28 protein-coding genes are annotated in these 24,995 nt (G+C 70.9%); 5 read left to right on the forward strand and 23 right to left on the reverse strand.

Going from position 1 to position 24,995, the window contains the following annotated elements; all coding sequences use genetic code 11:
- Positions 1 to 4: 4 nt before the first annotated feature.
- The 15 genes from VFR64_17910 to VFR64_17980 form a co-directional block, all read right to left on the reverse strand.
- The gene (locus VFR64_17910; GenBank protein HET9491618.1) at positions 5 to 2,272 is read right to left on the reverse strand and encodes a xanthine dehydrogenase family protein molybdopterin-binding subunit; all 2,268 of its coding nucleotides are present in this window, start codon (positions 2,270 to 2,272) and stop codon (positions 5 to 7) included.
- Positions 2,273 to 2,294: 22 nt separating this feature from the next.
- Entirely contained in the window at positions 2,295 to 2,984 is a 690-nt protein-coding gene (locus VFR64_17915; protein HET9491619.1) for a thioredoxin family protein, read from the reverse strand.
- Positions 2,978 to 4,573 carry a methylmalonyl-CoA mutase family protein gene (locus VFR64_17920; GenBank protein ID HET9491620.1) on the reverse strand — a complete coding sequence of 532 codons (1,596 nt, stop codon included), beginning with the start codon at positions 4,571 to 4,573 and terminating at the stop codon, positions 2,978 to 2,980. Before VFR64_17920 ends, VFR64_17915 begins: the two co-directional genes overlap by 7 nt.
- A gap of 9 nt (positions 4,574 to 4,582) precedes the next feature.
- A complete protein-coding gene (locus VFR64_17925) occupies positions 4,583 to 5,440 on the reverse strand; it encodes an alpha/beta fold hydrolase (protein ID HET9491621.1) in 858 nt (285 codons plus the stop codon).
- Positions 5,437 to 5,817 (reverse strand): cobalamin B12-binding domain-containing protein, encoded by a 381-nt coding sequence (locus tag VFR64_17930; protein HET9491622.1) that lies wholly within the window; start codon positions 5,815 to 5,817, stop codon positions 5,437 to 5,439. The genes VFR64_17925 and VFR64_17930 overlap by 4 nt, the downstream gene beginning before the upstream one ends.
- On the reverse strand, positions 5,814 to 6,329 hold the full coding sequence (locus tag VFR64_17935) for a metallophosphoesterase family protein (GenBank protein ID HET9491623.1): 516 nt from the start codon (positions 6,327 to 6,329) through the stop codon (positions 5,814 to 5,816). The genes VFR64_17930 and VFR64_17935 overlap by 4 nt, the downstream gene beginning before the upstream one ends.
- The gene (locus VFR64_17940; GenBank protein ID HET9491624.1) at positions 6,326 to 6,754 is read right to left on the reverse strand and encodes an OB-fold domain-containing protein; all 429 of its coding nucleotides are present in this window, start codon (positions 6,752 to 6,754) and stop codon (positions 6,326 to 6,328) included. Before VFR64_17940 ends, VFR64_17935 begins: the two co-directional genes overlap by 4 nt.
- Positions 6,751 to 7,929, reverse strand: coding sequence for a 3-ketoacyl-CoA thiolase (locus tag VFR64_17945; GenBank protein ID HET9491625.1), 1,179 nt, complete (start codon positions 7,927 to 7,929; stop codon positions 6,751 to 6,753). The genes VFR64_17940 and VFR64_17945 overlap by 4 nt, the downstream gene beginning before the upstream one ends.
- The gene (locus VFR64_17950) at positions 7,926 to 9,086 is read right to left on the reverse strand and encodes an acyl-CoA dehydrogenase family protein (protein ID HET9491626.1); all 1,161 of its coding nucleotides are present in this window, start codon (positions 9,084 to 9,086) and stop codon (positions 7,926 to 7,928) included. The genes VFR64_17945 and VFR64_17950 overlap by 4 nt, the downstream gene beginning before the upstream one ends.
- Before the next feature lie 208 nt (positions 9,087 to 9,294).
- Complete coding sequence (locus tag VFR64_17955; protein ID HET9491627.1) at positions 9,295 to 11,061, reverse strand: hydantoinase B/oxoprolinase family protein; 1,767 nt, start codon at positions 11,059 to 11,061, stop codon at positions 9,295 to 9,297.
- Positions 11,058 to 13,130, reverse strand: a complete 2,073-nt coding sequence (locus VFR64_17960; protein HET9491628.1) for a hydantoinase/oxoprolinase family protein — start codon at positions 13,128 to 13,130, stop codon at positions 11,058 to 11,060. The genes VFR64_17955 and VFR64_17960 overlap by 4 nt, the downstream gene beginning before the upstream one ends.
- A gap of 6 nt (positions 13,131 to 13,136) precedes the next feature.
- A complete protein-coding gene (locus VFR64_17965; protein HET9491629.1) occupies positions 13,137 to 13,862 on the reverse strand; it encodes a GntR family transcriptional regulator in 726 nt (241 codons plus the stop codon).
- Positions 13,863 to 13,950: 88 nt separating this feature from the next.
- On the reverse strand, positions 13,951 to 14,811 hold the full coding sequence (locus VFR64_17970; GenBank protein HET9491630.1) for a 3-hydroxybutyryl-CoA dehydrogenase: 861 nt from the start codon (positions 14,809 to 14,811) through the stop codon (positions 13,951 to 13,953).
- 70 nt (positions 14,812 to 14,881) lie between these two features.
- A complete protein-coding gene (locus VFR64_17975) occupies positions 14,882 to 15,211 on the reverse strand; it encodes a hypothetical protein (GenBank protein ID HET9491631.1) in 330 nt (109 codons plus the stop codon).
- Between the two features lie 22 nt (positions 15,212 to 15,233).
- On the reverse strand, positions 15,234 to 15,758 hold the full coding sequence (locus VFR64_17980) for an adenine phosphoribosyltransferase (GenBank protein ID HET9491632.1): 525 nt from the start codon (positions 15,756 to 15,758) through the stop codon (positions 15,234 to 15,236).
- A gap of 260 nt (positions 15,759 to 16,018) precedes the next feature.
- Between VFR64_17980 and VFR64_17985 the strand changes: the two genes are divergently transcribed.
- Positions 16,019 to 16,339: a hypothetical protein gene (locus VFR64_17985; protein HET9491633.1), complete on the forward strand. Its 321-nt coding sequence runs from the start codon at positions 16,019 to 16,021 to the stop codon at positions 16,337 to 16,339.
- A gap of 63 nt (positions 16,340 to 16,402) precedes the next feature.
- Here VFR64_17985 and VFR64_17990 read toward each other — a convergent pair whose 3' ends face one another.
- The 7 genes from VFR64_17990 to VFR64_18020 form a co-directional block, all read right to left on the reverse strand.
- Positions 16,403 to 17,149: an HAD family hydrolase gene (locus VFR64_17990; protein HET9491634.1), complete on the reverse strand. Its 747-nt coding sequence runs from the start codon at positions 17,147 to 17,149 to the stop codon at positions 16,403 to 16,405.
- A complete protein-coding gene (locus tag VFR64_17995; protein HET9491635.1) occupies positions 17,146 to 17,922 on the reverse strand; it encodes an enoyl-CoA hydratase-related protein in 777 nt (258 codons plus the stop codon). The genes VFR64_17990 and VFR64_17995 overlap by 4 nt, the downstream gene beginning before the upstream one ends.
- Entirely contained in the window at positions 17,922 to 18,239 is a 318-nt protein-coding gene (locus VFR64_18000; GenBank protein HET9491636.1) for a rhodanese-like domain-containing protein, read from the reverse strand. The genes VFR64_17995 and VFR64_18000 overlap by 1 nt, the downstream gene beginning before the upstream one ends.
- Positions 18,240 to 18,253: 14 nt before the next feature.
- On the reverse strand, positions 18,254 to 19,105 hold the full coding sequence (locus tag VFR64_18005) for an alpha/beta fold hydrolase (protein ID HET9491637.1): 852 nt from the start codon (positions 19,103 to 19,105) through the stop codon (positions 18,254 to 18,256).
- 12 nt (positions 19,106 to 19,117) lie between these two features.
- Positions 19,118 to 20,128, reverse strand: coding sequence for a D-cysteine desulfhydrase family protein (locus VFR64_18010; GenBank protein ID HET9491638.1), 1,011 nt, complete (start codon positions 20,126 to 20,128; stop codon positions 19,118 to 19,120).
- Positions 20,129 to 20,219: 91 nt separating this feature from the next.
- Positions 20,220 to 20,588: a response regulator gene (locus tag VFR64_18015; GenBank protein HET9491639.1), complete on the reverse strand. Its 369-nt coding sequence runs from the start codon at positions 20,586 to 20,588 to the stop codon at positions 20,220 to 20,222.
- A 225-nt stretch (positions 20,589 to 20,813) separates the two neighbouring features.
- On the reverse strand, positions 20,814 to 21,416 hold the full coding sequence (locus tag VFR64_18020) for a response regulator (protein HET9491640.1): 603 nt from the start codon (positions 21,414 to 21,416) through the stop codon (positions 20,814 to 20,816).
- Between the two features lie 91 nt (positions 21,417 to 21,507).
- Here VFR64_18020 and VFR64_18025 point away from each other — a divergent pair, with 91 nt between their 5' ends.
- The 4 genes from VFR64_18025 (at position 21,508) to mscL (ending at position 24,550) form a co-directional block, all read left to right on the forward strand.
- The gene (locus tag VFR64_18025; protein ID HET9491641.1) at positions 21,508 to 21,741 is read left to right on the forward strand and encodes a hypothetical protein; all 234 of its coding nucleotides are present in this window, start codon (positions 21,508 to 21,510) and stop codon (positions 21,739 to 21,741) included.
- A gap of 215 nt (positions 21,742 to 21,956) precedes the next feature.
- Positions 21,957 to 22,607 carry a transglycosylase SLT domain-containing protein gene (locus VFR64_18030; GenBank protein ID HET9491642.1) on the forward strand — a complete coding sequence of 217 codons (651 nt, stop codon included), beginning with the start codon at positions 21,957 to 21,959 and terminating at the stop codon, positions 22,605 to 22,607.
- 187 nt (positions 22,608 to 22,794) lie between these two features.
- A complete protein-coding gene (locus tag VFR64_18035; protein ID HET9491643.1) occupies positions 22,795 to 24,084 on the forward strand; it encodes a hydroxyacid-oxoacid transhydrogenase in 1,290 nt (429 codons plus the stop codon).
- A gap of 25 nt (positions 24,085 to 24,109) precedes the next feature.
- Entirely contained in the window at positions 24,110 to 24,550 is a 441-nt protein-coding gene (mscL, locus tag VFR64_18040; protein HET9491644.1) for a large conductance mechanosensitive channel protein MscL, read from the forward strand.
- A 12-nt stretch (positions 24,551 to 24,562) separates the two neighbouring features.
- Here mscL and VFR64_18045 read toward each other — a convergent pair whose 3' ends face one another.
- Positions 24,563 to 24,970, reverse strand: a complete 408-nt coding sequence (locus VFR64_18045) for an NUDIX hydrolase (GenBank protein ID HET9491645.1) — start codon at positions 24,968 to 24,970, stop codon at positions 24,563 to 24,565.
- Positions 24,971 to 24,995: the final 25 nt, after the last annotated feature.

Raw genomic sequence — 24,995 nt, forward strand, 5'->3', positions numbered from 1 at the left:
GGGGTCAGCGGCCCCGCGCCTGCAGGGCGGCGCGCACCGTGGCCGCGCTCACCGGCAGCTCGGTGAAGCGGATGCCGATGGCCTGCGCGAGGGCGTTGGCCACCGCCGCCGACACGGGGATGGCGCCCGATTCGCCGAGCCCCTTGGCTCCGAACGGGCCCTCGGCGTCCACGCTCTCGATGAGGCGGACGATGAGCTCGGGCATGTCGCTGGCGCGCAGGATCGCATAGTCCAGGAAGCTCGTCGTCAGCACCTGGCCGTCCTGCACGACGAGCCGTTCGCTCAGCGCGTAGCCCAGCCCCATGTGGATGCCGCCGTGGATCTGGCCCTCGGCGGCCGGGGGATTCAGCGCCCGGCCCACGTCGTGAGCCGAGGCGACCCGGCGGACGACGATGCTGCCCGTCGTCTCGTCGACGTCGAGCAACACCGCCTGGGCGGCGAAGCCGTACGCCGCCGACACGTTGCCCCGTAGATCCTTGTCGAGCATCCGGGTGGGCGGGTCGTAGAACGCCTCCGCGACGAGCGGGCGGCCCCCCTCGCGGAGGTGCCCGGCCCGGGCCACGCGCTCGTAGGGCAATCGCCGGCTCGGCTCTCCCCTGACCGCGATCCAGCCATCGCTGAGCTCCAGCCGCTCGATCGGGACCTCCAGCTGGGCGGCGCCCAGGGCCAGCAGCTCGGCCCGCAGCTTGAGCGCGGCCAGGCGGGCCGCGTTGCCGGCGACGAACGTCGTGCGGCTGGCATGCACACCCACGTCCCACGGCTTGACGGTGGTGTCGGCGTTGACGACCTCGACGCGCTCCAGCGGCACGCCCAGCGTCTCGGCCACGATCATGGCCAGCACGGTGTCCGCCCCCTGCCCGATCTCGCTGGCGCCGGTGATCAGCGACACGATGCCGAAATCGTCGAGCTTGAGGATGGCCCCACACCCGTCGGAGCGATAGATGCGGGCACCGCCCCCCACGTGGAACATGGCCGCGTAGCCGATGCCCCGGCGCCAGCCGGGGGTCAGGGGCGGCGGCTGCCTGCCGATGTCCTCGGCCACCGCCTCCAGGCACTCCCGCATCGCACAGGACGTGATCTCGAATCCCTGCGGCGTCACGTCACCGGAGTTCAGCACGTTGCGCCGGCGCACCTCGAGACGATCCAGCCCCAGGCGGACGGCCAGCTCGTCCATCTGGGACTCCACCGCGAAGGTCGACTCCAGATTGCCGTAGCCCCGCATGGAGCCGGAATAGGGATTGTTCGTGTACACGATGGTGGTATCGAAGCGGACGCTGGGACAGCGGTAGAGGCCGGTCACGGTCCCGAGCATCACGTACGGTGTCGTCGCGCCCCACGAGACGTACGCGCCGCTGTCGATGGTGACGTGGGCCTCCCGGGCCAGGATGTGGCCGCCGGCATCGGCCGCCGTGCGCAGGCGGATGCGGCAGGGTTCGCGGGTGGGGCAGGCGATGAACTCCTCGACCCGGTCGAACTCCAGCTTCACCGGCCGGCGGGCCCGCCGGGCGAGCAGCGCCGCGATCACGTCGATCGGATAGAGATCCAGGCCGCGGCCGAAGTTGCCGCCCACCGGCGGCTGGATCACGCGCACCCGGTCTCCGCCGATGCCGAGCGCGGCGGCCAGCTCGCGCTGATAGACAAAGGGCACCTGCGTGGTGGACCACACGGTCAGCCGGCCCTGCGGGTCCCAGTCGGCGATGGCGACCATCGTGCCCAGGCATGCCGGCGTGACGAAATGCACGCGGTACTCGCCTTCGACCACGGCCGCCGCGTCCTGGACGGCCCGATCCACGTCGCCGTGGGCGAACTGATAGCGCAGGCTCGTGAGGTTGGTGCCGAGCTCATCGTGGACGAGGGGGGCCCCGGGCCGGAGCGCGACGTCGGGATCGAAGACCCCGGGCAGCTCGGCGTACTGCACGTCGATCGCGGCGACGGCCTCCTCGGCCGCCGCCTGCGTCTCGGCCGCCACCGCCGCCACCTCGTCACGGATGCACCGCACTTTGCCCCGCTTGAGGGCCAGCTGGTCCCGGGCATAGCCGAAGGGCTGCTGCTCGACCTCGTCGCCGGTGAGGACGGCCACGATGCCGGGCACACGCCAGGCCCGTGAGGCATCGATGCCGAGCAGGCGGGCGTGGGGATACCGGGTTCGCAGGATCTTGCCGTACAGCATCCGGGGCAGCTCGAGGTCGTGCAGATAGCGGGTGCGCCCGGTGACCTTGTCGAGACCGTCGCGCCTGGGGACCGACGTGCCGACGACGCTGAGCCCGCTCACCGGCTGCCCGCCCCGACGTGGCTCATGCCAGGGCGCCCACCTGGATCCGCTCGTACAGCATGCTCACCATCTCATCGACCCCGGCGCACGCCCACACGCGGAAGAACGGCGAGGCCTGCAGCTCCATGAACTCGCGGTCCCCGCGGGCCTGGGCCTGCTCTTCGCTCTCACCGGGCCGGCGGGCTCGCATGCTGGCTCGGATGCGGTCCTTGTGATAGACGGCCGGATACTCGATGTAGTGGTACAGCAGCTCCATCTGCCGGGTGAAGAATGCCACGACCGGGATCGATTGCCACGTCTGCCCTCGCTTGAGGTTGAGGAACTGGCTCATGAGGTCGGCGTTGGGCGATTCGGCCGGGTCCGGGGCGGCGGCCCGGCTGCAGCGCTGTCCATCGCGGGGGACGATGCGCAGCTCCAGGCCCGCGACGTCGGCGACCCGGGCCACCATCGGCACGTCGCGGCGACAGTCGGACGACCACTCCTCCGAGATGACCAGCACCCTGGCCGGCCCGCCCGGTTGGGCCGCCAGCCACTTCCACGCCTGCGCCTGGGCCTCGGACAGACGGGCCGCCTCGTACGCCTTGCCGAGAAAACCGCTCCAGTCCCTGCGGGCGCCGTGGGACCCCTCCCGCTCGAGGTTTTCCGGGCTCCCCGTGTACGCCACGTACTGAGCGAAGGTCATCCCGGCTGCGAAACGCTCCGCCGTCACCATCTCACCGCCTCCTTGTGCTCGCCGAAGACGCGCCGCAGGGCGTCGGCTATCTCGCCGACCGTCGCGTACGCGCGCACGGCTTCCATGATCGGTTCCATGAGATTGACGGTGCTCCGCGCCCCGTCGGTGAGGCGCCGCAGCGCGGCGTCGACCGCCGCGCCGTCCCGCTCCCGGCGCAAACGCTGGAGCCGGGCCACCTGCGCGCCGGCGACGCGGGCATCGACCGTGTACGGCTCCACCACCCGGTCGTCGGCGGTCAGCCGGTCGCCCGCGTGACAGTTGACGCCGACCTTCCGGACCTCGCCCGCGGCCAGCTGCTGCTCGAACCGGTACGCTTGTCTGGCCACCTCGGCCTGGATGGCCCCCGTCTTCACCGCCTCCACGATGCCGCCCAGCCGCTCGACCATGGCCAGCTCGTCCAGGATGCGCTCTTCCATCTGGTTGGTGAGCGTCTCCACGAAATAGGCGCCGCCGAGCGGATCCGCGGTATCGGTGACGCCCGTCTCCTCGGCGCAGATCTGCATGGTCCTGAGCGCGAGGAGCTGGGCCTGGGCCGAGGGGATCGTGTAGGCCTCGTCGTAGGTAGGCAGGGCCATCGTCTGGGCGCCGCTGAGCGCCGCGGCCAGCGCGATGTAGGCGCCCCGCACGATGTTGTTTTCCGGCTCCTCGGCCGTGAAGGCCGAGCCGCCGCCGCCGATGAGGGTGCGGAACATCCACGAGCGGGGATTGCGGGCGCCGAAGCGCTCTCGCAGCATCCGGGCGTAGAGCCGGCGGCCGGCCCGAAACTTGGCGACCTCCTCGAAGATCTTCCCCCAGCACGTGAAGTTGAACGACAGGCGCGGCGCGAACTCGTCGGCGGCGATGCCACGGCTCTGCATCAGCTCGATGTAGGCGGCCGCCATGGCCAGCCCGTAGGCCATCTCCTGGGCGGTGGTGCAGCCGGCTTCGCGGATGTGGTAGCCACACACCGAGAGGGGATTCGAGCGCGGATAGCGGCGGATGGAAAACTCCACGAGGTCGCCGACCAGGCGCAGCGAGGACTCCACCGGGTAGATCCAGGTGCCCCGAGCGATGAACTCCTTGAGGATGTCGTTCTGCGGCGTCGTCACCACACGGTCGGCCGCGGCACCCTGCTGGTCGGCCACCGCGAAGTACATGGCCGTGATGGGCGCGGCCATACCGTTGATGGTGAGCGAGACACTGACCCGGTCGAGCGGGATGCCGGCGAACGCCTCTTCCATGTCGGCCAGGGAGTCGACGGCCATGCCCACCCGCCCCACTTCCCCCTCGGCCCGCGGGTGGTCGGAATCCAGACCGAGCTGCGTGGGCAGGTCGAAGGCGACGTTGAGAGCGTCCTGGCCGTGGGCCATGAGGTACTTGAACCGCGCATTCGTCTCCGCGGGCGTGCCGAAGCCGACGTACTGGCGCATCGTCCACAGCCGCTCGCGATACATGTGCGGGTGAATCCCGCGGGTGTAGGGATACTCGCCGGGACGCCCGACGTCCCGGGCGACGTCGCGACCGGCGAGGTCCTCGGGCCCGTACACCGGATTGACCGGGATCCCGGCGTGCAGCGTGACGTCTCGCATCGTGGCCTCCTAGCCCTCGACGAAGCGGACAACGAGCGGGGCCAGCGCGGGACCCCGCTCCTCGGGCGGCGCGTGGCCGACATCCGGCAGCGTCACCACCTCGGCCTGCTCGAACACCGTCCGCCACCGCGGCAGCGCGCTGGCGAACGCCCGATCCTTCAATCCCCACACGAGCAGGGCCGGGATTCTGGCCAGCCGGGCTCGCCGCTGCCAGAGCGTGTCATACCACGCGCTCGACCCCAGCAGCTCGCGCGCATACACCCAGGTGGCTTCCCGCTGTCCGGGCCCCAGCGGGGACGCGTAATGCCGGTGCACGGCCGGCGTGTAGCGGCGCCGGTCGGCCAGGCTGTACCGGAACATGACGTTGACCGAGAAGCCCCAGCGCTCGTAGAGCACCCGGCCGAGCGGGCCTCCGAGCACGCGGCCGGCCCAGGCGATCCGTGGCTCGCCGGCGAACGACCACATCCAGGTGTTGAAGAGCACGAGGCTCCGCACCTGCTCGGGACGCTCGATGGCATGGGCCAGGCCGATGGGACCACCGAAGTCGTGCACGACCAGCGTGAGGTCCTTGAGCCCGAGCGCGTCGATCAACCCGCTCAGGCGACGGGCCTGTTCCGCCGGCCGGTAGCAGGCGCCAGGAGGCTTGTCGCTGAGGCCGAAGCCCGGCAGGTCGGGGGCGATGCACCGAACGCGCTCGCGCAGCGCCAGAATGAGATCGCGGTAGAGGAAGGACCACGTCGGCGTGCCGTGGACCAGCACCACCGGACGTCCCGTGCCCTCGTCGACGTAATGCAGCCGGCCGGTGTCGACCTCGAGCCAGTGCGGCGCGAACGGGTAGAGCGCGGGGTCGAGCCAGCTCGCGCTCACAGGCGATCCTCGCGGAACGCCGCCACCACGTCGGGCAGGGACGTGCCCATGGGGAACACCCGGCGGACCCCGGCGGCCAGCAGCGCCGGCACGTCCTGCGGCGGGATCGTCCCCCCCACCACGACCGCGATCTCGTCGGCGTGCTGGCGCCGCAGGCCCTCGATGACCCGGCGGCTCAGCGTCAGGTGAGCGCCCGACAGGATGCTGAGGCCGATCACGTCCACGTCTTCCTGGATCGCCTCCTCGATGATCTCCTCGGGGGTGCGCTTGAGACCGGTATAGAGCACTTCGAAGCCGGCGTCGCGCAGGGCCTGGGCGACGACCTTGGCGCCGCGGTCGTGGCCGTCGAGGCCGGGCTTGGCGATGAGGATTTTCATTGAACAGGGTGCGGGCATCCGGGCTTGGCCACGCCCGGGCCCGGCCCCAGCAGGGGGATGATCGCGGGGCGGATGCGGCGGTCGGAGATGGTCAGGCGGCCGACGGTGACGGGCAGGCGGAAGCGTCGCGGGCCGGCGCTGCCCGGGTTGAAGAACAGCACGCCGTCGCGCTCCTCGGCGCGGGGCTGGTGGCTGTGCCCGGCCAGCACGGCGGCGAAGCCCCGGGCCCGCGGATCCAGGTCGAGCGTCTTCACGTCGTGCCGGACGTAGACGCGCACGCCGGCGATCTCGACGATGGCATCGTCGGGCAGCGACTCGGCCCACACCCCCCGGTCGTTGTTGCCCCGGACGGCGGTGACCGGCGCGATCTCCGCCAGCGCGGGCACGATGTCCGGTGAGCCGATGTCGCCGGCGTGCACGATGGCGTCGGCGCCCCGGAGCGCGGCGACCGCCTCCGGCCGCAGCAGCCCGTGGGTGTCGGCGATCACCGCGAGCGTGGCGACGGGCGTCATGCCGGGGCGAAGGCGGGCAGCCAGCGGGGCTCGCCGGTGGGCCCGTCGGCCACACGCAGCGGCCGGAGCCGCACGCGCTGGCCGACAGCCACGCGGCCGGCCTCGCCGTTCAGAATGACGGTGAAGATGCGCAGGCCGTCCACCGCGACGATGGCGAACACCCGGGGTCCCGGGAAGCCGGCGGGCAACCCCGTCTCCTGCACCGTGAAGGCCTGGATCGCGCCTTCCCCGCTGAGGTCGACCCACTCGAAGCGGTCGGCGCAGCAGTCCCCGCAGAAGGCGCGCGGCGGCCAGGCCAGGCGGCCGCATCCGGCGCAGCGGGTGGTGCTGAGCCGACCCTGGCCGAGCCGAGCATAGAACTCGGCCAGCTTCGTGTGGTCGGCCGATTGCAGCGGAAACGGGTCGACGGCCCGCCAGTACGTCACGCCGGCTCCCTGCCGTAGATCATCACGACGTGCTCGCCCATGCCGCTGTTGTTGTGGGTGAGCCCGATGGCGGCGTCCGGCACCTGACGCGGGCCGGCCTGGCCGCGCAGCTGCAGGAAGATCTCGGCGGCCTGGGCGACGCCGGTGGCCCCCAAGGGATGCCCGCAGCCGATCAGGCCGCCGCGCGGGTTGACCACGACATCGCCGCCGTCGTCGCTTCGCCTGGCCGCGATGAACGGCCCGGCCTCGCCCTGGTCGCAGAAGCCGAGCTCTTCGTAGGCGATGAGCTCGGCGATGGCGAAGCAGTCGTGCACCTCGGCCACGTCCACGTCCCGGGGGCCCACCCCGGCCATACGATAGGCGGCCTGCGCGGCCCGCTCGAGGGCGGGCCAGCGCGCCAGATCGTCGGGCAGCGAGCTGAGCTGGAAGCCGTCGAGGGCCTGCCCGGTGCCCCGGATCCACACGGGACGGTCCGTGAGATCCCGCGCCCGCTCGGCGCTGGCCAGGACCACCGCGGCGGCGCCGTCGGTGATCGGTGAGCACATGAACAGACGCAGCGGGCTCGAGATCATGCGGGAGCACAACACCTGGTCGAGCGTGGCGCCCTTCTGGAAATGGGCGTTGGGGTTGCGGGCGGCATGGGTATGGTTCTTGACCCCGACCAGCGCCAGCTGCTCCTCGGTCGTGCCGTAGCGCATCATGTGGCGCTGGGCGGCCAGCGCGAAGCACGGCGGCGCGGTGAGACCGAAGGCGGCTTCCCACTCCCGGTCGACCCCCGTGCCCATGTTGAGGATGGCCTCCTCGCCCGAGGGCTGATTCAGCTTCTCGACGCCCAGGACCATGACGAGATCGGCGAGGCCGGCGGCGATGAAGGCGTAGGCGTAGCGGATGCCCACGGTGCCGGAAGCGCACATGTGCTCGGTGCGCGCGCTCAGCGCGCTGGGCCGGATCCCCAGCGCCTCGGCGGCCAGCGAGGCGATGTGACTCTGGAACGCCGTCCGTTCCGGCAGCACCGAGCCCACCACCAGCCCCTCGAGGTCGCGCGGACGCAGTCCGGGGACGGCGTCGAAGCAGGCCTTGCCGGCTTCCCAGATGAGCTCCCGGAAGCTCGCCCGGCGGACGCCGAACTTGCATACCCCCGCGCCGACGAGCGCGACCCCTCGCGAGGCGCTCACGCGAATACCTCGGCGCGATCCCAGTCCAGCTCTCGCCCGATCACGATGCGGAGCATCTCCGACGTCCCGCCCCCGGGCAGCAAGAAGCGGGCGTCGCGGAAGTAGCGCTGGGCCGGATACTCCATGGCCAGCCCGTACGAAGCGAAGATCCGGGCCGCCTCGTCGGTCACCCGAACGGCCATTTCCGAAGCGAAGAGCTTGGCCATCGCCGCCTCGCGGGCGACCGGACGCCGCCGATCGATGGCGCCCGCCGCCTGATAGGTCATGAGCGCCGCCCCGTGGAGCGAGGTGAGCATGTCGGCCAGCTTGAAGGCGATCGCCTGGTGCTCGACGATCGGCTTGCCGAAGGCGACACGCTGGCGCGCGTAGGCCAGGGCCGCCTCGTAGGCGGCCCGGGCCAGGCCGACAGCGAGGGCGGCCGTCATGACCCGGATCTCGGCCAGGATGGTGCCGATCTTCTCCACGCCTCCGCCCTCGCCGCCCAGCAGGTGCTCGGCGGGCACCTCGACATCGTCGAGGAGGATCTCGCCGGTCTCGGAGGCCCGCACGGACATCTTGTCGATCGTCTTGCCCAGCGTGATCCCTCGCATGGTGGCACGGTCCAGCAGGAACAGGGCGATGTTTCCCAGGCCCCGCTCCGGCGAGGTCTTGGCGGCGACGGTCAGGACGTCGGCGACGGGCGCGTTGGTGACCCAGGTCTTGGCTCCGCGCAGTACCCAGCGATCACCGCGGCGCTCGGCCCGTGTCGCGAGGTTGGCCACGTCCGAGCCGGCGCCCGGCTCGGTCAGCGCGAACGTCGCCACCAGATCACCGCGCAGGGCGGGCACGAGATAGCGCTGGTGGAGCGCCTGAGACCCGTAGCGGTAAACGAAGTAGGTGCCCATCAGCGATTGCATGGCCACCGCCGCCGCCAGCGAGAGCGAGCCCCGGGCCAGCTCCTCCGCGAAGAGACAGTACGTCACCATGTCGGCCTCGGCGCCCCCGTACGGCTCGGGGTAGCGCAGGCCGAAGTAACCCAGCTCCCCCACCCGCTTGAACAGCGTCATGGGGAACTGGGCGCGCTCGTCGATGGCGTGGGCCTGGGGCACGACCTCGGCGTCGACGAAGCGCGCCACGGCGCGGCGAAAGCTCTCTTGCTCGGTAGTAAACCGGATCATTGTAGCGGGGTCCGCGAGACCAGCTCGGGGCGTGGGTGGCCTGCCCTAGGTGCGTGTGGCTGCGTCCGTTGTAGCGGGGGCCGTGAGGCCGGCTCGGGGCGTGGGTGGGCTGCCTTGGGTGCGTGTGGCTGCGTTCGTTGTAGCGGGTGCCGCCAGCCCGGTTCGAGCCGTGGGTGGGCTGCTCTAGGCAGGTGTGGCTCCGTCCGTTTCACCGATTGATCTTCTTCTGTATCTTCTGCTGCTGCTTCTGCTTTCTTTTTTGTCTCAGGGTGTGGGTGGCGGGCTCGTCCACGCGCAGGTCGGGGCCGGTGCCGGTGATGACCACGGCGTAGTCGGCGCGGGCCGACGCTGGCGACACGAGCTCTTCTCGCACGTCTTCGAGGACCTGGGCCGGGTCGCGCTCGAAGGGATCGCCGTAGCCGCCCGCCCCGGGCTGCTGGAAGGAGACGACGTCGCCGTAGCCGAAGTCACGCGACTCCTTGCCGTGCACCACGACTTCGTCGGGCCCCGGATTGATCACGGTGCGGCCCAGCGCGCCGGGCCGGCCGCCGAACAGCCCCCAGGCGGGAATGCGCTGTCGGTCCGTGAGGTTGGTGAGCTTGCCGTCGTCGGCCAGGAAGCGCAGGTCCCGTCGGATGCCGCAGCCGCCCCGGAACTTGCCGGCGCCGCCCGTGTCGCGGATGAGCTCGAAGCGCTCCACGACGATCGGGTGGCGCGCCTCCTGCGCCTCCACCGGAATATTCGCGGCATTGAAGGCCCAGGCCATCGCCTCGCACCCGTCCTTGGTGGCGCGGGCCCCCGTGCCCGAGAGAACCAGCTCGTAGGCCACGAAGCGGCGCCCGCGCCCACGGTCCCAGCCGCCGAAGGTCGGGTTGGCCATGTGGGAGGCCGCCGCCGCCACTCGCTCGGGCAGGGCCGGGGCCAGCGCGCCCAGCACGGCCTCGAAGATCCGATAGCAGATGAGCGCGCGCGGCCCGCCGCCGGCCGGCGGGCGCGGGTTGAGAAACGAGCCCTCCGGCGCCGAGACCGTCACCGGGCGGAACGCGCCCTCGTTCATCGGCCCCAACGGATCGGTCAGGCACTTCACCGCCGCATAGGAGTAGGAGCGCGTGTAGTTGATGTAGGAGTTGAGTCCCGAGGGCGTCTGCGGGCTGGAGCCCGCGTAGTCGACGGTGATGGCGTCGCCCTCGACCGTCACGGTCACGCACACCCGCAAGGGATCGGTCCCGGGCCCCCAGTCGTCGAGGAAATCCTCGAAGGTGTAGCGGCCGTCGGGGATCGCACGGACGGCCGCCCGCACGCTGGCTTCCGTCCGCGCGAGGATCTGCTCCATGGCCGCCGACAGCACGGCGCGCCCGTACCGCTCCACCAGCTCCTGCAGCCGCAGCTCGCCCACCCGCAGCGCGCTGCGCTGGGCCCGGAGATCGCCCAGCACCTTGTCCGGCGTGCGGGTATTCGCGGCGATGAGGCCGATGACGGCCTCGTCCTCCCGGTACTCGCGCCACACCCTGGTCGGCGGGATCCGGAGGCCTTCCTGGTGATAGTCGAAGATGCCGACCACGCCCTGGCTGCCCGGACGCTGGCCTCCCACATCGGTGTGGTGAACGATGTTCACGACGAATCCCACGAGCTCCCCACTCGAGAACACGGGCTGCGTGATGAAGAAGTCCGGGAGGTGACCGGAGCCGAGCAGCGGGTCGTTCAGCAGCACGCCGTCCCCCGGGCGCAGCGTCTCGAGCGGGTGCGCGGCCAGGGCGTGGCGCACGGCGAAGGACATCGCGCCCATGTGTCCCGGTGAGTAGGGCCCCTGGGCCACCATGCGCCCGGCCGGGTCGAAGACCGCGACCGAAAAGTCCTGCCCCTCGCGCGCCTGCTCGGAGTAGGCGGTCCGCTGGACGGCCGTGCCGATCTCCACGGCGATGGACTGCAGCGCCCCCCACACGACACCCAGGGTGATGGGATCGAGCGCGGTCATGCCGCCGCGGCGAGCGTCACGATAAGGTTGGCATAGGCGTCGACGACGGCCTGGGCGCCGGGCGGCAGCACGGTCGTGGACTCGCGCTCCTCCACGATCGCCGGCCCCGTCAGCGACAGACCGGCCCACAGCCGGTCGCGATCGTACACGGGCGTGTCGATGTACCCGCCGGCCTCCGGGAAGTACGCCCGGCGCACGGCCTTGCGAGGCGACTCGCCGGGCTCCGTCCCGGCCTTGGCCAGAGCCAGGCCCGGCGTGCCCCCGACCGCCGAGAGCTTCCACGTCACGACCTCCACCGGCTCGGCGGGCTGGGCGTAGCCGTAGCGGGCGGCGTAGATCTCGTCGAAGCTGGCCCGGATCCGGGCCAGGCCGGCCGCGCTCAGCGGGCCGGCCGGCACCGGCACGCTGAGCTCGTAGCCCTGCCCGACGTAGCGCGCGTCCGCGGCGCGGCTCACCGTGAGCTGGCCGGACACCGCTGAATCGCGCACCACGGCCGTCGCCTGGTCCGCCATCTCGGCGTACATCGCGGCCAGCGCCGCCGGGTCGGCTTCGTCCAGGCGATCGACGTGCGTGCGCGCCACGTCGAAGCGCACCTCGGCGCCGAGCAGCCCGATGGCGCCGGTCACGCCGGCGGCGGCGGGCAGGATGACCCGGGGGACCCCGAGCGCCTGGGCCAGGCGGCAGCCGTGCACGGGCCCCGAGCCGCCGAACGCGACCAGGGTCAGCTGGCGCGGATCACGACCGCGCTCGATCGAGACCACCCGCGTGGCGAGCTCCATGTTCGTCGTCACGATCTGGTGCACGCCCCAGGCGGCCTCTTCCAGCGCCAGCCCCAGCGGGCGCGCCAGCCGCTCCTCGATGGCCCGGGCGGCCGCGGGGAGCGACAGGCGCATGGCGCCTCCGGCGAAGAAGTCGGGGTTCAGGTAGCCCAGGACGAGGTTGGCGTCCGTCACCGTCGGCTCCGCGCCTCCCCGACCGTAACAGACGGGACCCGGCGTCGAGGACGCGCTCTCCGGGCCGACGGCGATGACGCCCATCCGGGGCCGGGCGATGGAGCCGCCTCCGGCGCCGATCTCGACGAGGTCCAGGGCCTGGATGTTGATGGGCAGCCCGCTGCCCGGGGCCAGCCCCACGCGATGCAGCTCGAAGGACGCGGTCGTGAAGGGCCGGCCCTGTTCGATGAGGGCGAGCTTGGCGGTGGTGCCGCCCATGTCGAAGGCGATCACGTCGCGGTAGCCGGCCAGCTCGCCGTAGGCGGCGGCCATGAGCGCCCCGGCGGCCGGGCCGGACTCCAGCATGCGCACGGGATACCGCTCCATCGCCTCGGCCGTGGCCACGCCGCCCGAGGACTGCATCACGAAGAGCCGGCCCCGGCAGCCGCGCTGCCGCAACGAAACTTGGAGATCACGCAGGTACTCGCGCACCGCCGTCATCACGTAGGCGTTGACCACGGTCGTCGACGTCCGCTCGTACTCGCGGGCCGTGGGCGACACCTCGTGAGAGAGGCTCACGACGATGTGGGGCGCCTCCTCGGCGACGATCCGGGCCACGCGCTGTTCGTGCGTGGGATTGACGTACGCGTGGAGCAGGCACACGGCCAGCGTCCGTACTCCGCGCGCGGCCAGCTCGCGGACGGCCCGGCGGGCGTCGGCCTCGTCGAGGGGCGTGCGCACGCTGCCGTCGGCCAGGACCCGTTCGGTGACCTCGCCGATGAGGCGACGGGGCAGCAGCGGCGGCGGCTTGTCGATGTTGAGATCGTAGACCTGGTAGCGCTTCTCCCGGCCGATCAGAAGCACGTCCCGGAAGCCGCGGGTCGTCAGCAAGCCGACGTTACGCCCCTTGCGCTCGATGACGATGTTCGAGCCCAGCGTCGTGCCGTGCACGGCCTCGGCGACGGCGGGCCAGGCCACCGCCGCCCGATCGAGCAGCTCGTCGAGGCCCGCCAGGCAGGCCTGGGCGGGGTCGGGATACGTGGTCAGCCGCTTGGCCGTGACCAGCTCGCCGCCCGGCGCCTGCAGCACGAAGTCCGTGAACGTGCCCCCGACGTCGAAGCCCAGTCGGTAGGGCACGCCGGGTCAGCTCCGTCGCTCGGGACGGGAGAGCACCACGCGGAACGGATACCGGCGCCCGGCCTGGTAGGCGACGACGTACTCGACAGGGTCGCCGCTCACCGCGAACCACGTCCGCTCGAACAGCAGCAGCGGGGTGCGCGGCCGCACCTGCAGCAGCTCGGCCACGTGCCGCGGCGCCAGGGCGGCGTCGGTCACCTGCTCGAGCACCTTGATGGGCAGGCCGAGCTGCCGTTCGATCGCGGCCACCAGCGACGTCTTCGAGAGGTCCTCGTCGGACAGCGCCCGGCCGATCTCGAAGGGCAGGTACACGGTCACGTGCTGGAACGGCCCGACGTCGGCATGCCGGATGCCGACCACCCGGTACCCGTCGGCGCCCGGCGGCAGCCGCAGCGCCTGCGCGATGTTCGGGGCCAGGCGGACCCGGTCGCGCGATTCGAGCTTGAACCAGGTCTCATCACCGAGCGCGATCATGTCATCGACCGAGCCGATGACGCGCAGCTTGGGATCGCCGCCCGGGGTCGGAGTGCTGAAGGTGCCGCGGCCGGCGTGGCGGTACAGCCGGCCTTCTTGCACGAGGACGTCGAGGGCCTGCCGAACGGTGGGGCGGCTCACCCGGAACCTCGCACAGAGCTGGTGCTCGGAGGGGATCCGTTCGCCTTCTCCCCGCAAATCTTGCCGGATCGCGTCGGCTATCTGAAGGTACCGCGGAATTCCGTGGCGATAATCCACTGCGGCCTCCTGCTGTCAGAATGTCCAGACAGTTATCACCGGAAGCCTGTCACGTCAAACGAGGGCCTGGCAGCGAGTTACGCGACGATCAGCCCTTGCGGTAGCTGTAGAATCCGCGTCCGGTCTTGCGCCCCAGATGCCCGGCCATCACCATGCGTTTGAGCAGCGGGGGCGCCGCATAGCGGGGCTCGCGGAACTCCTCGAACATCACCTCGGCCACGTACAGGGTCGTGTCCAGGCCCACCAGGTCCAGGAGCGTGAACGGCCCCATGGGGTACCCGCAGCCCAGCTTCATGGCCTGGTCGAGGTCCTCCAGCGAGCCCAGGCCGCTCTCGTAGAGACGGACGGCGTCGAGCAGATAGGGGACCAGGAGGCGGTTCACGATGAACCCCGTGGAATCCTTCGTCTGGACGGGCACCTTGCCCACCGCCCGCACCCACTCGGTGGCGGCCGACACGACGTCCTCCTCGGTGAGGATCGTGCGGGCGACCTCTACCAGCTTCATGAGTGGGACCGGGTTGAAGAAATGCAGGGCGAGGACGCGACCCGGCCGGCTGGTGGCCGCCGCCATCGCCGTGACGTTGCACGACGAGGTGTTGCTGGCCAGGATCGCGTGGGGCGGGCAGACCCGGTCCAGCCGGGCGAAGGTCTCGTTCTTGAGCGTCTGGTTCTCGGTGATCGCCTCCACGACCAGATCGCAGTCCTTGAAGTCGTCGATGCGCACGGTGCCGGCGATGCGCCCGAGCGTGGCGTCCTTCGCCTGGGGCTCGAGCTTGCCGCGGGCGGCTAGCCCCTCGAGCGTGGCGCGGAGGTTGCCCATTCCCCGCTCCAGCAGCTCCGGTGTGGCCTCGAGGACCGTTGTCCGGAAGCCTGCCTGCGCGGAAACCTGGGCGATGCCCGAACCCATGAGCCCGCATCCCAGAACGCCTACGTGCTTGACAACCATCATCGGGCCTCCGAAGGCCCTCGGCCCGCAGGCGGCGGGACGGGGCCGCAACGGTGGTCTGCTCGGTGGGCGATCAGTTCCGGGCGCGACGACCGGGCAGGGGGCGAGGCTCGTCGTGGAACGAGCCCGGAGGGCAGGGGTTCCTGACCGTGACGCTCACCCCCAGACGGTCGGTGCCGTAGCGCAGGCTGCCGTCGGGCTGCAGCACGAAACCCCGCTGCGGCGGGGCCGAGCCCGCGTCCTTGAGTGACTCGTCGTAGGCGACGTCGCGGGAAGACACGGGCGCCGACAGGATGTTCAGGAGCATCGAGGCGCTCACCGGGGTCTTGGCTTCGTCGGCGGCGGCAGGCGCGGCACCGGCCACGAGGATCAGCGCAGCGACCAGAGTCAACCAGGGCACCATGCTCGGCCTCCTACGCCCGAAGCTACTCATAGACGATCAGGGAGTGCAAGGGATAGTTCTTCAGCTTCTCCCGGCCGTGCAGGAAGGCGAGCTCGATCAGAAAACTGACGCCGACGACCTGACCGCCGAGCTGCTCGATGAGCCTCAGCGTCGCCGCCATCGTCCCGCCGGTGGCCAGGAGATCGTCCACGGCGAGCACCCGCTGGCCGGGCCGGATGGCGTCGGCATGAATGGCCAGGGCATCACGGCCGTACTCGAGCTCGTACTCCACCTCGATCGTCTTGCCCGGCAGCTTGCCCAGCTTGCGCACGGGCACGAAACCGGCCTGCAGTTGATGTGCGACGGCGCCGGCGAAGATGAACCCGCGAGATTCGACGCCGACCACCACCTGGACCTGCTCGCCGCGGTGCAGCGTGGAGAGCCGGTCGACGACGTACCGGAACGCCGAGGCGTCCTTGAGCAGCGTGGTGATGTCCTTGAAAAGGACTCCCTCGGTCGGAAAATCCTTGATATCACGGATTTTCGAGCGCAGCCCGGCGACGTCCACGGCGCGTATATTACCGGCGGCATGGCGCGCTGCGCAAGGCGGTCCCCTGCGCGCGCCCGGCGCGCAGCCACGCTGGCACGCACGGACGTCGGGGTGTCAATCTCGCGACGATCCGCGCGCCGGCCGCCCCGACCACGTCCGCGATTTCCCGGGAACAATGGCTCCTGGTCGCCCTGGCACCTCCCTTGCTCCCTCGTTGGCGCGTCGCGTGAAGCCAGGCGAGGGGAGGACTCATGGTGTTTCGCTCCGATGCGGCTCAGATGGTTCGAAGCCTCCTCGGTGAGCTTGCGCCCGACTGGCAAGTGGTGGGCGAGGTCACCGAGGTGACCGTCCGCGACCCGGAACACTGGTTGTCGGGAAACGGCACGTTCGGCGTCATGCTGCAACACCGCCCGACCGGCAAGCTCAAGGTCCTCGGGCGGCGCGCGGGGGCGGGGCCGGGAGCGACCTACCACCGCGGGATCTCCTTCGTGCTGCTGCAAGCGTACGCGCAGCGCAACATGGACCCGATCTGGCGCTACCTGAGTGAGGTCGGGCTCGCCTCTTACCAGCAGCGCAGCGCGGCGCTCAGAACCGCGTAGGTCCTTCCCGGCGCGCACGGTGCGCAGCCCTGCGCCCGACTCGTGTTGGCCGGCCCCGGGCCGTCAGCGCGCTGCGAGCTCGTCGATCACGTCGGGAAGCGCGGCCAGCCCCTCGATGACCGCGTCGGCCTCCAGGCCCGCGGCCCGTCGCCCGCCGCGGCTCACCTGGACCACCCGCATGCCGGCGACACGGGCGCCCTGCACGTCGAGCACGGGGTCGTCTCCGACGTGCACGGCGCTCTCGGCCTCCCCGCCCACGGCCTTGAGCGTCAGCCAGAAGATCTCCGGCGCCGGCTTGCGCACCCCCACCTCATCGGAGAACGTGGTGTGCGAGAAGTGCTCGAGCAACCCGTAGTGAGCCAGCAGCCGGCGCAGGATGGCGCCCGGCGTCCGCATCGTGTTGGAGACCACCGCGAGGGTGAGCCCACGAGCCCGCAGCGCCGGCAGCGCGCCGAGCGCGCCCGGATCCACGGTCGGGGGCACGAGGAGGGCAGGCCGGGCGAAGGCATCGAGGAGCGCCGCCAGCGTCGCCGCCGGCAGCCGCTGCGGCAGCGCCGGATCGGCCGCCGTCAGGATCGCCCGCACGTGCTCCTCCGCCGACACGTCGCGCTGAGTCGCCCACACCCGGGCCAGGAACCCGCGCGATGCCTCGTAGGCCCTCTCCAGGGCGGGACGGGCCACCGTCAGGCCCGCGGCCGCCAGGGCGTTCTGAAAGCCGTCCAGCCTGACACGCTTGTAGCGCTCGTCACTGACCGGCAAGTCCCAGAGAAGCGTTCCCCAGAAGTCGATGGTCACGGTTCGGATCTTCACCGGCCGCCCTCGAAGCGGGGGGCTCGCTTGGCCAGGAAGGCCTCTGCGCCCTCGGCCGGCTCTCCGGTGGCGTAGGCCTCGACGAACGCCTCGATGCCCGCCCGGATGGCGGTCTCGAGGTCCGAGTAGCGCCACCGCACGAGCAGGCGCTTCTGCAGCCGGACCGCGCCCGGCCCCGCCTTCAAGATCTTCGTCAGCAGCGCCTCGACGGCATCCCGAAGCCGCGGCGCTTCGACCACCTGGTTGACGAGCCCCCAGCCCAGCGCCCGCTCGGCCGGGATCGCCTCGCCGGTGAGAGCCAGCTCGGCGGCCCGCCCGGGGCCCACCAGCGGCGGCAAGAGCGCCGCCTCGATCACCGAGGGAACGCCGACCCTCACTTCGGGCAGACCGAAGATGGCATCCGCGGAGGCCAGCCGTATGTCGCAGGCCAGAGCCAGCTCGAAGCCGGCGCCCAGGCACGGGCCGTTCACCGCGGCCACGACGGGGACCGGGCTGTGATGAACGGCCTCGATGGCCGCGTGGAGCGCCGTGATGAGCTCGCGCGCGCCGGGCCCGTCGAGGTCGCCGAGCACGCGCACGTCCATCCCCGCGCAGAAGGCGCGACCACCGCCGGTGAGCACCACGGCGCGGAGCGCGCCATCGGCCGCGAGGTCGGCGAACGTCGCGCCCAGGGCCCGGATGAGCCCGGGCTCCAGGAGATTGAGGGGCGGTCGGTCGACCGTGCACCATGCCACCGGGCCCGCACGCTCGATGCGGACCGGCGCGTCCGCCATCAGTACCGCCGCATCTGGGGGTCGACGGCGCGGGCCCAGTAGTCGAGCCCGCCCATCAGGTTGCGGACGCTCGAGAAGCCCAGCCCGCGGAGGTACTCGGCCACGGCGGCGCTGCGCACGCCCTGATGGCAGTACACGACGATCGCGTCGTCGGGGTCGAGCTCCTCGACGCGGAACTCGATCTCCTCGATCGGGATGTGCACCGCGTTGGGGAGGCGGCACAGCTTCGTCTCCCAGTCCTCGCGGACATCGAGCAGCACCGGACCAGGGCCGGCGTCCAGCTGTTGCTTCAGTTCCTGGGGGCTGATCTCGTTCATCGCAAGCTGCTCCTTCAACGAGGGGCCGGTCGGGCGACGAGGAAGCGACTCAGCCAGCCGTTGACCGGCTCGGGATGTTCGAGCTGGGGAAAGTGCCCGCAGGCGTCGACCCATCGAGTCTCCGCGCGCGGCAGGTCCCGCATCATCGCCTCGCAGTGCGCCGCCGGCACGACGGGGTCCTGCCGGCCGTGGATGAGGAGCATCGGCATCCTCAGGGCCTGGAGCCGTCGGCGATATTCCGCGCCCTGCTCGTGAAAATCCTGGCGCACGGCTCTCACGGTGGAGAGATAGGCCGCCCGCGCCCCCCATCCGGTGCGTACCGCATAGTCGCAGTTCACGAGGAACTCGATCTCGTCGGCCCGCCGACGATGAAAGCACCGGGCCAGGGCGGCCCGATACACGGCGGCGCAGCCACACAGGGCGAGCACTTCCCCGAGCGCGGGGATCGCCAGGGCCCGATACACGGGCGACAGCCGGTACGGGAAGCCCGGGACGAGAGCGCCGACGAAGGCGACCCGGTCGACGCGCTCGGGGCGAGCGAGCGCGCAGGTCAGCGCGACGGCGGCCCCCAGCGAGTGACCGACGAGACCGACCTGCCGCACGCCCAGCGCGTCGAGGAAGCGGTCGACGACCTGGGCGAAGAACCCGAGCCCGTAACGGGTGCGCGGCTTGGCCGACCGCCCGAAGCCGGGCAGGTCGAGCGCCAGCACAGTGGCCCGTCCGGCCAGCGCCTCCATAGTGGGCCCCCACGATGCCGCGAACCCCCCGAGTCCGTGGACGAGCGCCACCACCGGGCCCCGTCCCTGGACGAGGTAGTGGAGGTCAAGGCCGTCGAGAGCACCTCCTCGCAGGCGCAACTGCGGCATAGGAGGAGGATTCTACCAGTCGCGCCGGTCGATGAGCGGGCGCAGCGCGTGACGGAAGGGAAAGATGCTGAAGATACCGCCCGTGTGGATGAAGCAGACGCGGCGGCCGAGGGCGCCTCGCTCGCGGCGGAGCGTGTCGAGCAGCCCGTGAAACGCCTTGCCCGTGTACACGGGATCGAAGACGATTCCCTCACGCCGGGCCAGCCGAACGACGGTCCGAAGCTCCTCCGGCTGTACTTCGGCGCGGCCCGATCCCTGATAGCCGTCGATCAGCTGGATCTCCTCGGACACGGCGACGTTGAGACCGTAGCGCAGGCGGGCCTGACGGATGACGTCCTCGACGTACGCGCGGACGCGCCCGGCCTCCCAGGCGATGGGGATCGACACGATCCGCGCCCGCAAGCCGGCCAGCTGCTTGGCCATCAGGAGCCCGGCCTGGCTGCCGCCGCTGAAGGCCGTGATCGCCACCGTGTCGAACGGGGGAGCGCCGTGGCGGGCCTGCTCGGCGAGCTCGCGGCCGCACGCCAGATAACCCAGCGCGCCGGTGACGGTGGCCCCGCTCTCCGGAATGACGTACGGAGTGCCGCCCCGGGCCCGGACCCGGTCGGCCAGGTCGCCCAGCACCTCGTCGATGCGTCGCCAGGCGGCGTCGTCGCAGTAGTGGACCTCGGCGCCGAGCATGTGATCCAGGAGGAGGTTCCCGTCGTACTCCTCGGGAGGGGTCCCCTTGAGCGCGAGCACCGCTCGCAGGCCCAGCCGGGCCGCCACGGCGGAGACGGCGCGACAGCAGTTGGACTGCAGCGTGCCGCAGGTGATGAGGGTGTCGGCCCGCTGGCTGAGCGCCTCGCCGACCAGGAACTCCAGCTTGCGGATCTTGTTCCCGCTCTCGAGCAGCCCGGTGAGGTCGTCGCGCTTGATCCACAGCTCCACACCGAGCTCCGCCGACAGGCGCTCCAGCTTCAACAGCGGCGTGGGGCCGAGCGCCAGCTCGACTCGCGGGATCGCCGACGCCACCGTGGGCATCGCCACCACTATCTCAGGGGGGGCCGCCGGGAGGCAAGCGTTGCCGACACGCGTCCGGGCCTGCAGGACCGCGGAGCGTGCAGCGTCGAGGCTAGGGACTTTCGAGCAGCCGGTACAGCTGGTCGGGATCGATGGGCTTCACGAGGTGGGCGTCGAAGCCGCTCTCCAGCGCACGCCGGCGATCGGCGACCTCACCGTAGCCGGTCAGGGCCACGAGCCTCATGCGCTTGCCCTCGTTGGTCGCCCGGATCCGCCGCGCGACCTCGAAGCCGTCGAGCCCCGGCAACCCGATGTCGATCAGGACGACGTCGGGACACGAGGTCAACGCGGTTTCGAGCGCTCCGGGTCCGTCGGCGGCCACGTCGACGCGATGCCCGCGGACTTCGAGCAGGCAGCGCACAGCTTCGCGGGCATCTGCATGGTCCTCGACGACCAGGACATGACGGCCCACAGACAGCACGCTACCTGTCTCGCGCCAGCGCCCGCAAGCCCTGAAATCATTTTCTTCGCGCGCCCATCGGGCACGCTCGACGATCGGCTCGGACGCTGCGGACGGGATCAAGAGGCCGCGCGACTACCCGGCGCATGGCCATCGTCGACGCCACGGCGGCCGCCACGATGGTGAGTGCCGCGACGAGCGGTCTGTTGCAGTGAGCGCCCCCGTCCTGCCAGGGGCCAGGGCTTTTTAGCGGGAAGCGGCCTTGCCCAGGAGGGTCAGGATGTGGGCTCGGAAGTCGGTGATGGAGAAGGGCTTTTCGATGAAGTCCTCGGCCCCGCAGGCGATGATCTTGCGCTTGACCTCACCTTCGGAGTACGCCGTCATGGCCAGGATCCGGATCCCGGCGGTGTCTCGCCGAGCCTTGAGGCGGCGGCAGACCTCGAAGCCGTCCAGCCGGGGCATCCGGATGTCCAGGGCGAGCACATCCGGTCGGAACGCGCCCACCTGCACCAGCGCCTCGTAGCCGTCGGTGGCCGTCCTGATCTGCGCGTCCGGCATCTCGTCCTGGAGGGATTCCTTGAGGATCTCCGCCAGGGGGGCGTCGTCGTCCACGACCAGGATCCGGGACCGGGCGGCGTTCTGGCAGCTCTCCACCAGCTCGGCCTGGAAGGCCATCAGGTCCCGCTCGGTGATACGGTGGTGGCCGCCGGGGGTCCGCAGGGCAGGCAGCCGTTTCTCGCGGATCCAGGCCTTGATCGCGTTGATCGTCACGCCCAGCCGCTCGGCGGACTCCCGGGTGGTCAGATATCGCGTGCCGTCAGGACTGGCTTGCCGGGGGCGACGGGACATACCTACTGATAGGTATGACGGTTTTGATATTTAGGTGTCAACTTCTGCGAGGGCCTCCTCAAGCGCCCGGGTTCCTGTACAATTCGCCGCGATGACCGAGGGGAGCGCCTTCGAGGAGTTCGAGGCGGCGAGTCTGTTCTGCCCCAGGTGCCGCCGGGCCACGCCGACCCGCAAGAAGCTGCTGCTGGTCCTGCCCACCGGAACCAAGTACGACTACGTCTGCGCTGAGTGCGGGACCCCCGTCGGGGGTAAGACGGACAACGACCCGACCGAGTTCTACCGGACGGCCGGGCCCCGGCGACCCCGGCTCCCGGGAGGTCGCTAGAAGCACTCCAGGGCCGGTAGGCGAAGGACTTCAACTACCGTATCTAGTACGCCCGAACTACCTCGGCTAGTGGGCTGACACGTTATAGCCTCCCACCCCTTGCGCAAGCCCTCGCGCCCGTGCAATCATGAGCCCGGTTACGTAAGGATCCTTCCTTCTGATCGTCTAGTCGGTTCGGAATCGAGATTGAGGTGAGGCTAAGGAGGATTCTCCGTATGAGTCGGCATAGCAAGACCCTCGCGGGCTTGACCTTCTTCATCGTCGTCGCGGTGAGCGGGATGGCCCTCTCGCGGCAGGTCATTGCGGTAGCCGGGGAGGCGGATTTCGAGCGGCTGCGCCGTGCCATCCTCAGTCACGTAGCCGAGAAAAACCCCCAGGCGCCGATCAGCGCCTTCCGGGGCTTCCCCGAGACCCTCATGGTGGAAGCCCAGCGAACCAAGATCGATCACTGCCTGGCGCTGGCCCAGGCCGAGGTCGAGTCGGATTTCAGGCACGATGCGGTCGGGGCGGCCGGAGAGATCGGCCTTTTCCAGATCCTGCCCAGCACAGCGGCAATCTTCGAGCCCGAGCTCGGCAAGTTCCGACGCCCGCAGCTCAACAAGCCCAGGCGGGACCTGGGGGACCTGGCCGATCCGGCGGTCAGCACGCGCTTCGCCATGGCCTACCTGCGGGACATCATGAAGCGGCGGGCCACTATTCGAGAGGCGTTGACCGAGTACAACGGCGGGCCCACTGGCCGGCACCCGCACTACTACCGGATGGTGATGGGGGCATACGTCGAGGTCCTGGAACGCCCCTCGCTGCGCTGCCGGTTCCAGGAGGCTCCGCAGCAGCCACCGTTGTTGACCCTGCTGACGCGGGTCTGACGGCTCGACCCGAGCCCAGATCCCGGTCTTGACGGGAAGGAAGCACCGGCTTCCGGCGCCCGCTCCCTGCTCTGCGAGCCCGCCGAGCCTGCCCCGGCCCCTGTAAGCGGCGCAGCCGCTGCCACGGCCCGGAGTCCAGCACACGGGCTATAATGCCGTGGCCGTTGCCGTCACCGGAGGTGCCTCGATGAAAGGCGTCACGCTACCCACCGAAACGGTTTTCGTCATGGAGATGTCTCCCATCAAGTTCGGCCTCGGCGCCACCGAGGAGATCGCCTACGACGCCCAGCGGCTGGGCCTCGGACGTGTCCTCATCGTGACCGACCGGGTCATCGGCGAGCTGGGCCTGCCCGAGCGCGTCCGGGCGCTCCTGGCCGAGCAGGGCATCAAGGCCGACGTCTACGACGGCGTCCAGGTCGAGCCGACCGACCGCTCGATGGAAGAGGCCGCCGAGTACGCCAGGACCAAGGAGTTCGATGGCCTGATCGGGGTGGGGGGCGGCAGCGCCCTGGACACCTGCAAGGCGGTCAACCTGCTGACCACCTACCCGGCCCCGCTTCTCGACTACGTCAACAAGCCGGTCGGCGGGGGCAAGACGGTGCCGGGACCGCTCAAGCCGCTGATCGCCGTGCCCACCACCGCCGGAACAGGGAGCGAGACGACCGCGGTGGCCGTGACGCACGTGCTGGGGCAGCACGTCAAGGCCGGCGTCTCGCACCGGCTGCTGCGCCCGTCTCTCGGTATCGTCGATCCCCTCAATACCCTCACCGCCCCGCCGGAGGTCACGGCGGCAGCGGGGGCCGACATTCTCACGCACGCCATCGAGTCCTACACGACGCGGCCGTTCGACGCACGGTCCAAGCACCATCCCCCCGATCGGCCGGCGTACATCGGGGCCAATCCGGCGAGCGACATCTGGTGCGAGAAGGCCATCGAGTACGTGGGCCGGTACCTGCGCCGCGCGGTCCTCAATGGGCTCGACCTCGAGGCCCGCGTGCACCTGGCGCTGGCCGCGAACTACGCGGGGATCGGGTTCGGAAATGCGGGCGTGCACATCCCGCACGCCGTCGCCTACCCGATCGCCGGGCTCGTCCGGGACTGGGTGCCACCCGGCTACCGCACCTCCCACCCGCTCGTGCCCCACGGCGTCTCGGTGATCCTGACGGCCCCGGCGGTCTTTCGCTTCACCTACCCGACGGCGCCGGACCGCCACCTCCGCGCGGCCGAGCTGATGGGCGCCCCCACGGCGGGGCTGTCGGAGCGGGAGCGCCGCGAGGCGCTGCCGCGGGCGCTCCTGGCGCTCATGCGGGATGTCGGCATCCCCAACGGCCTGACCGCGATCGGCTACGGAGAGCACGATCTGCCCGCCCTGATCGAGGGCACGCTCAAGCAGCCGCGGCTGCTCGCCGGGGCCCCCCGGACCGTGGGGACTCAGGAGCTGGATTTCATCCTGCGCGACTCTTTGACGTTGTGGTGATCAGGTCCAGGCGGGGAGGGTTCATATGCTCAAGGAGTTCAAGGAATTCACGCTCAAGGGCAACATGCTGGACCTGGCGATCGGCGTGGTGCTCGGGGTTGCCTTCGGCGCCGTGGTGGCCTCGCTCGTCAAAGACGTGCTCATGCCCCCGATCGGCAAGCTCCTGGGCGGCGTGGACTTCTCGGATCTCTTCGTCGTCCTGGGCGCCGGGAGCTACCCCTCGCTCAAGGCGGCTCAGGATGCCGGGGCCGCCACCATCAACTACGGGCTGTTCCTGAACACCGTGATCAACTTCGCGCTCGTCGCCGCGGCGCTGTTCTTCGTGGTCAAGGCGGTCAACGCGGCTCGTCGCCAGCCGCCGCCGGCCGTGCCCACGGAGCGAGAGTGCCCGGCGTGCCTGGGCAGGGCCCACGTGCGGGCGACGCGCTGCCCGCACTGCACCAGCGCGCTGACCCCCGCCGCCTGACCCGGGGAGCGCTCAGAGGGAAGACAGCAGCTTGCGGTCGGACTCGTAGCGCAGGCGGGCCAGCGCTTCTCCCGGCTCGAGCCAGGCGACCTCGTCCACCTCGTGGTCGTGCTCGCCGACCTTCTCCAGGGGCCGCATCAGGTACCACCGCACGGTCTTGCGTATGCGGCGCCCGTTGCGCTGGAACCAGTAGGTCACCGGCTCCAGCGGCCGCACGATCTCACAGCGGTAGCCCGTCTCCTCTCGGACCTCGCGCATGGCCGTGTCCTCGCTCGACTCGCCGGCCCCCGGGGCGCCCTTGGGCAAGGTCCAGACGGAGCGGTCGCGCAAGTCGCGGGCCCGGATGAGCAGGACACGGCCGTGGTCATCGACGACCACGCCGCCGGCGGAGAACTCGAGCATCGGGCGGCGCGTGGCCATGCTTCAGATGATACGCGAGGCCCGC

It is taken from the genome of Candidatus Methylomirabilota bacterium, assembly GCA_035709005.1.
Classification (GTDB): Bacteria; Methylomirabilota; Methylomirabilia; order Rokubacteriales; family CSP1-6; genus 40CM-4-69-5.

Excerpts from the sequence above, each read along its gene's own strand:
- VFR64_17995 (HET9491635.1), bottom strand. The coding sequence starts at position 17,922 with ATGGCGGACGCGCCGGTCCGCATCGAGCGTGCGGGCCCGGTGGCATGG.
- VFR64_18005 (HET9491637.1), bottom strand. The coding sequence starts at position 19,105 with ATGCCGCAGTTGCGCCTGCGAGGAGGTGCTCTCGACGGCCTTGACCTC.
- VFR64_17975 (HET9491631.1), bottom strand. The coding sequence starts at position 15,211 with ATGGTGCCCTGGTTGACTCTGGTCGCTGCGCTGATCCTCGTGGCCGGT.
- VFR64_18030 (HET9491642.1), top strand. The coding sequence starts at position 21,957 with ATGAGTCGGCATAGCAAGACCCTCGCGGGCTTGACCTTCTTCATCGTC.
- VFR64_17955 (HET9491627.1), bottom strand. The coding sequence starts at position 11,061 with ATGACCGCGCTCGATCCCATCACCCTGGGTGTCGTGTGGGGGGCGCTG.
- VFR64_17950 (HET9491626.1), bottom strand. The coding sequence starts at position 9,086 with ATGATCCGGTTTACTACCGAGCAAGAGAGCTTTCGCCGCGCCGTGGCG.
- VFR64_18020 (HET9491640.1), bottom strand. The coding sequence starts at position 21,416 with ATGTCCCGTCGCCCCCGGCAAGCCAGTCCTGACGGCACGCGATATCTG.
- VFR64_17970 (HET9491630.1), bottom strand. The coding sequence starts at position 14,811 with ATGATGGTTGTCAAGCACGTAGGCGTTCTGGGATGCGGGCTCATGGGT.
- VFR64_18000 (HET9491636.1), bottom strand. The coding sequence starts at position 18,239 with ATGAACGAGATCAGCCCCCAGGAACTGAAGCAACAGCTGGACGCCGGC.
- VFR64_18010 (HET9491638.1), bottom strand. The coding sequence starts at position 20,128 with ATGCCCACGGTGGCGTCGGCGATCCCGCGAGTCGAGCTGGCGCTCGGC.
- VFR64_17920 (HET9491620.1), bottom strand. The coding sequence starts at position 4,573 with ATGCGAGACGTCACGCTGCACGCCGGGATCCCGGTCAATCCGGTGTAC.
- VFR64_18025 (HET9491641.1), top strand. The coding sequence starts at position 21,508 with ATGACCGAGGGGAGCGCCTTCGAGGAGTTCGAGGCGGCGAGTCTGTTC.
- VFR64_17930 (HET9491622.1), bottom strand. The coding sequence starts at position 5,817 with ATGAAAATCCTCATCGCCAAGCCCGGCCTCGACGGCCACGACCGCGGC.
- VFR64_18045 (HET9491645.1), bottom strand. The coding sequence starts at position 24,970 with ATGGCCACGCGCCGCCCGATGCTCGAGTTCTCCGCCGGCGGCGTGGTC.
- VFR64_17985 (HET9491633.1), top strand. The coding sequence starts at position 16,019 with ATGGTTCGAAGCCTCCTCGGTGAGCTTGCGCCCGACTGGCAAGTGGTG.
- VFR64_17935 (HET9491623.1), bottom strand. The coding sequence starts at position 6,329 with ATGACGCCCGTCGCCACGCTCGCGGTGATCGCCGACACCCACGGGCTG.
- mscL (HET9491644.1), top strand. The coding sequence starts at position 24,110 with ATGCTCAAGGAGTTCAAGGAATTCACGCTCAAGGGCAACATGCTGGAC.
- VFR64_18035 (HET9491643.1), top strand. The coding sequence starts at position 22,795 with ATGAAAGGCGTCACGCTACCCACCGAAACGGTTTTCGTCATGGAGATG.
- VFR64_17915 (HET9491619.1), bottom strand. The coding sequence starts at position 2,984 with ATGGTGACGGCGGAGCGTTTCGCAGCCGGGATGACCTTCGCTCAGTAC.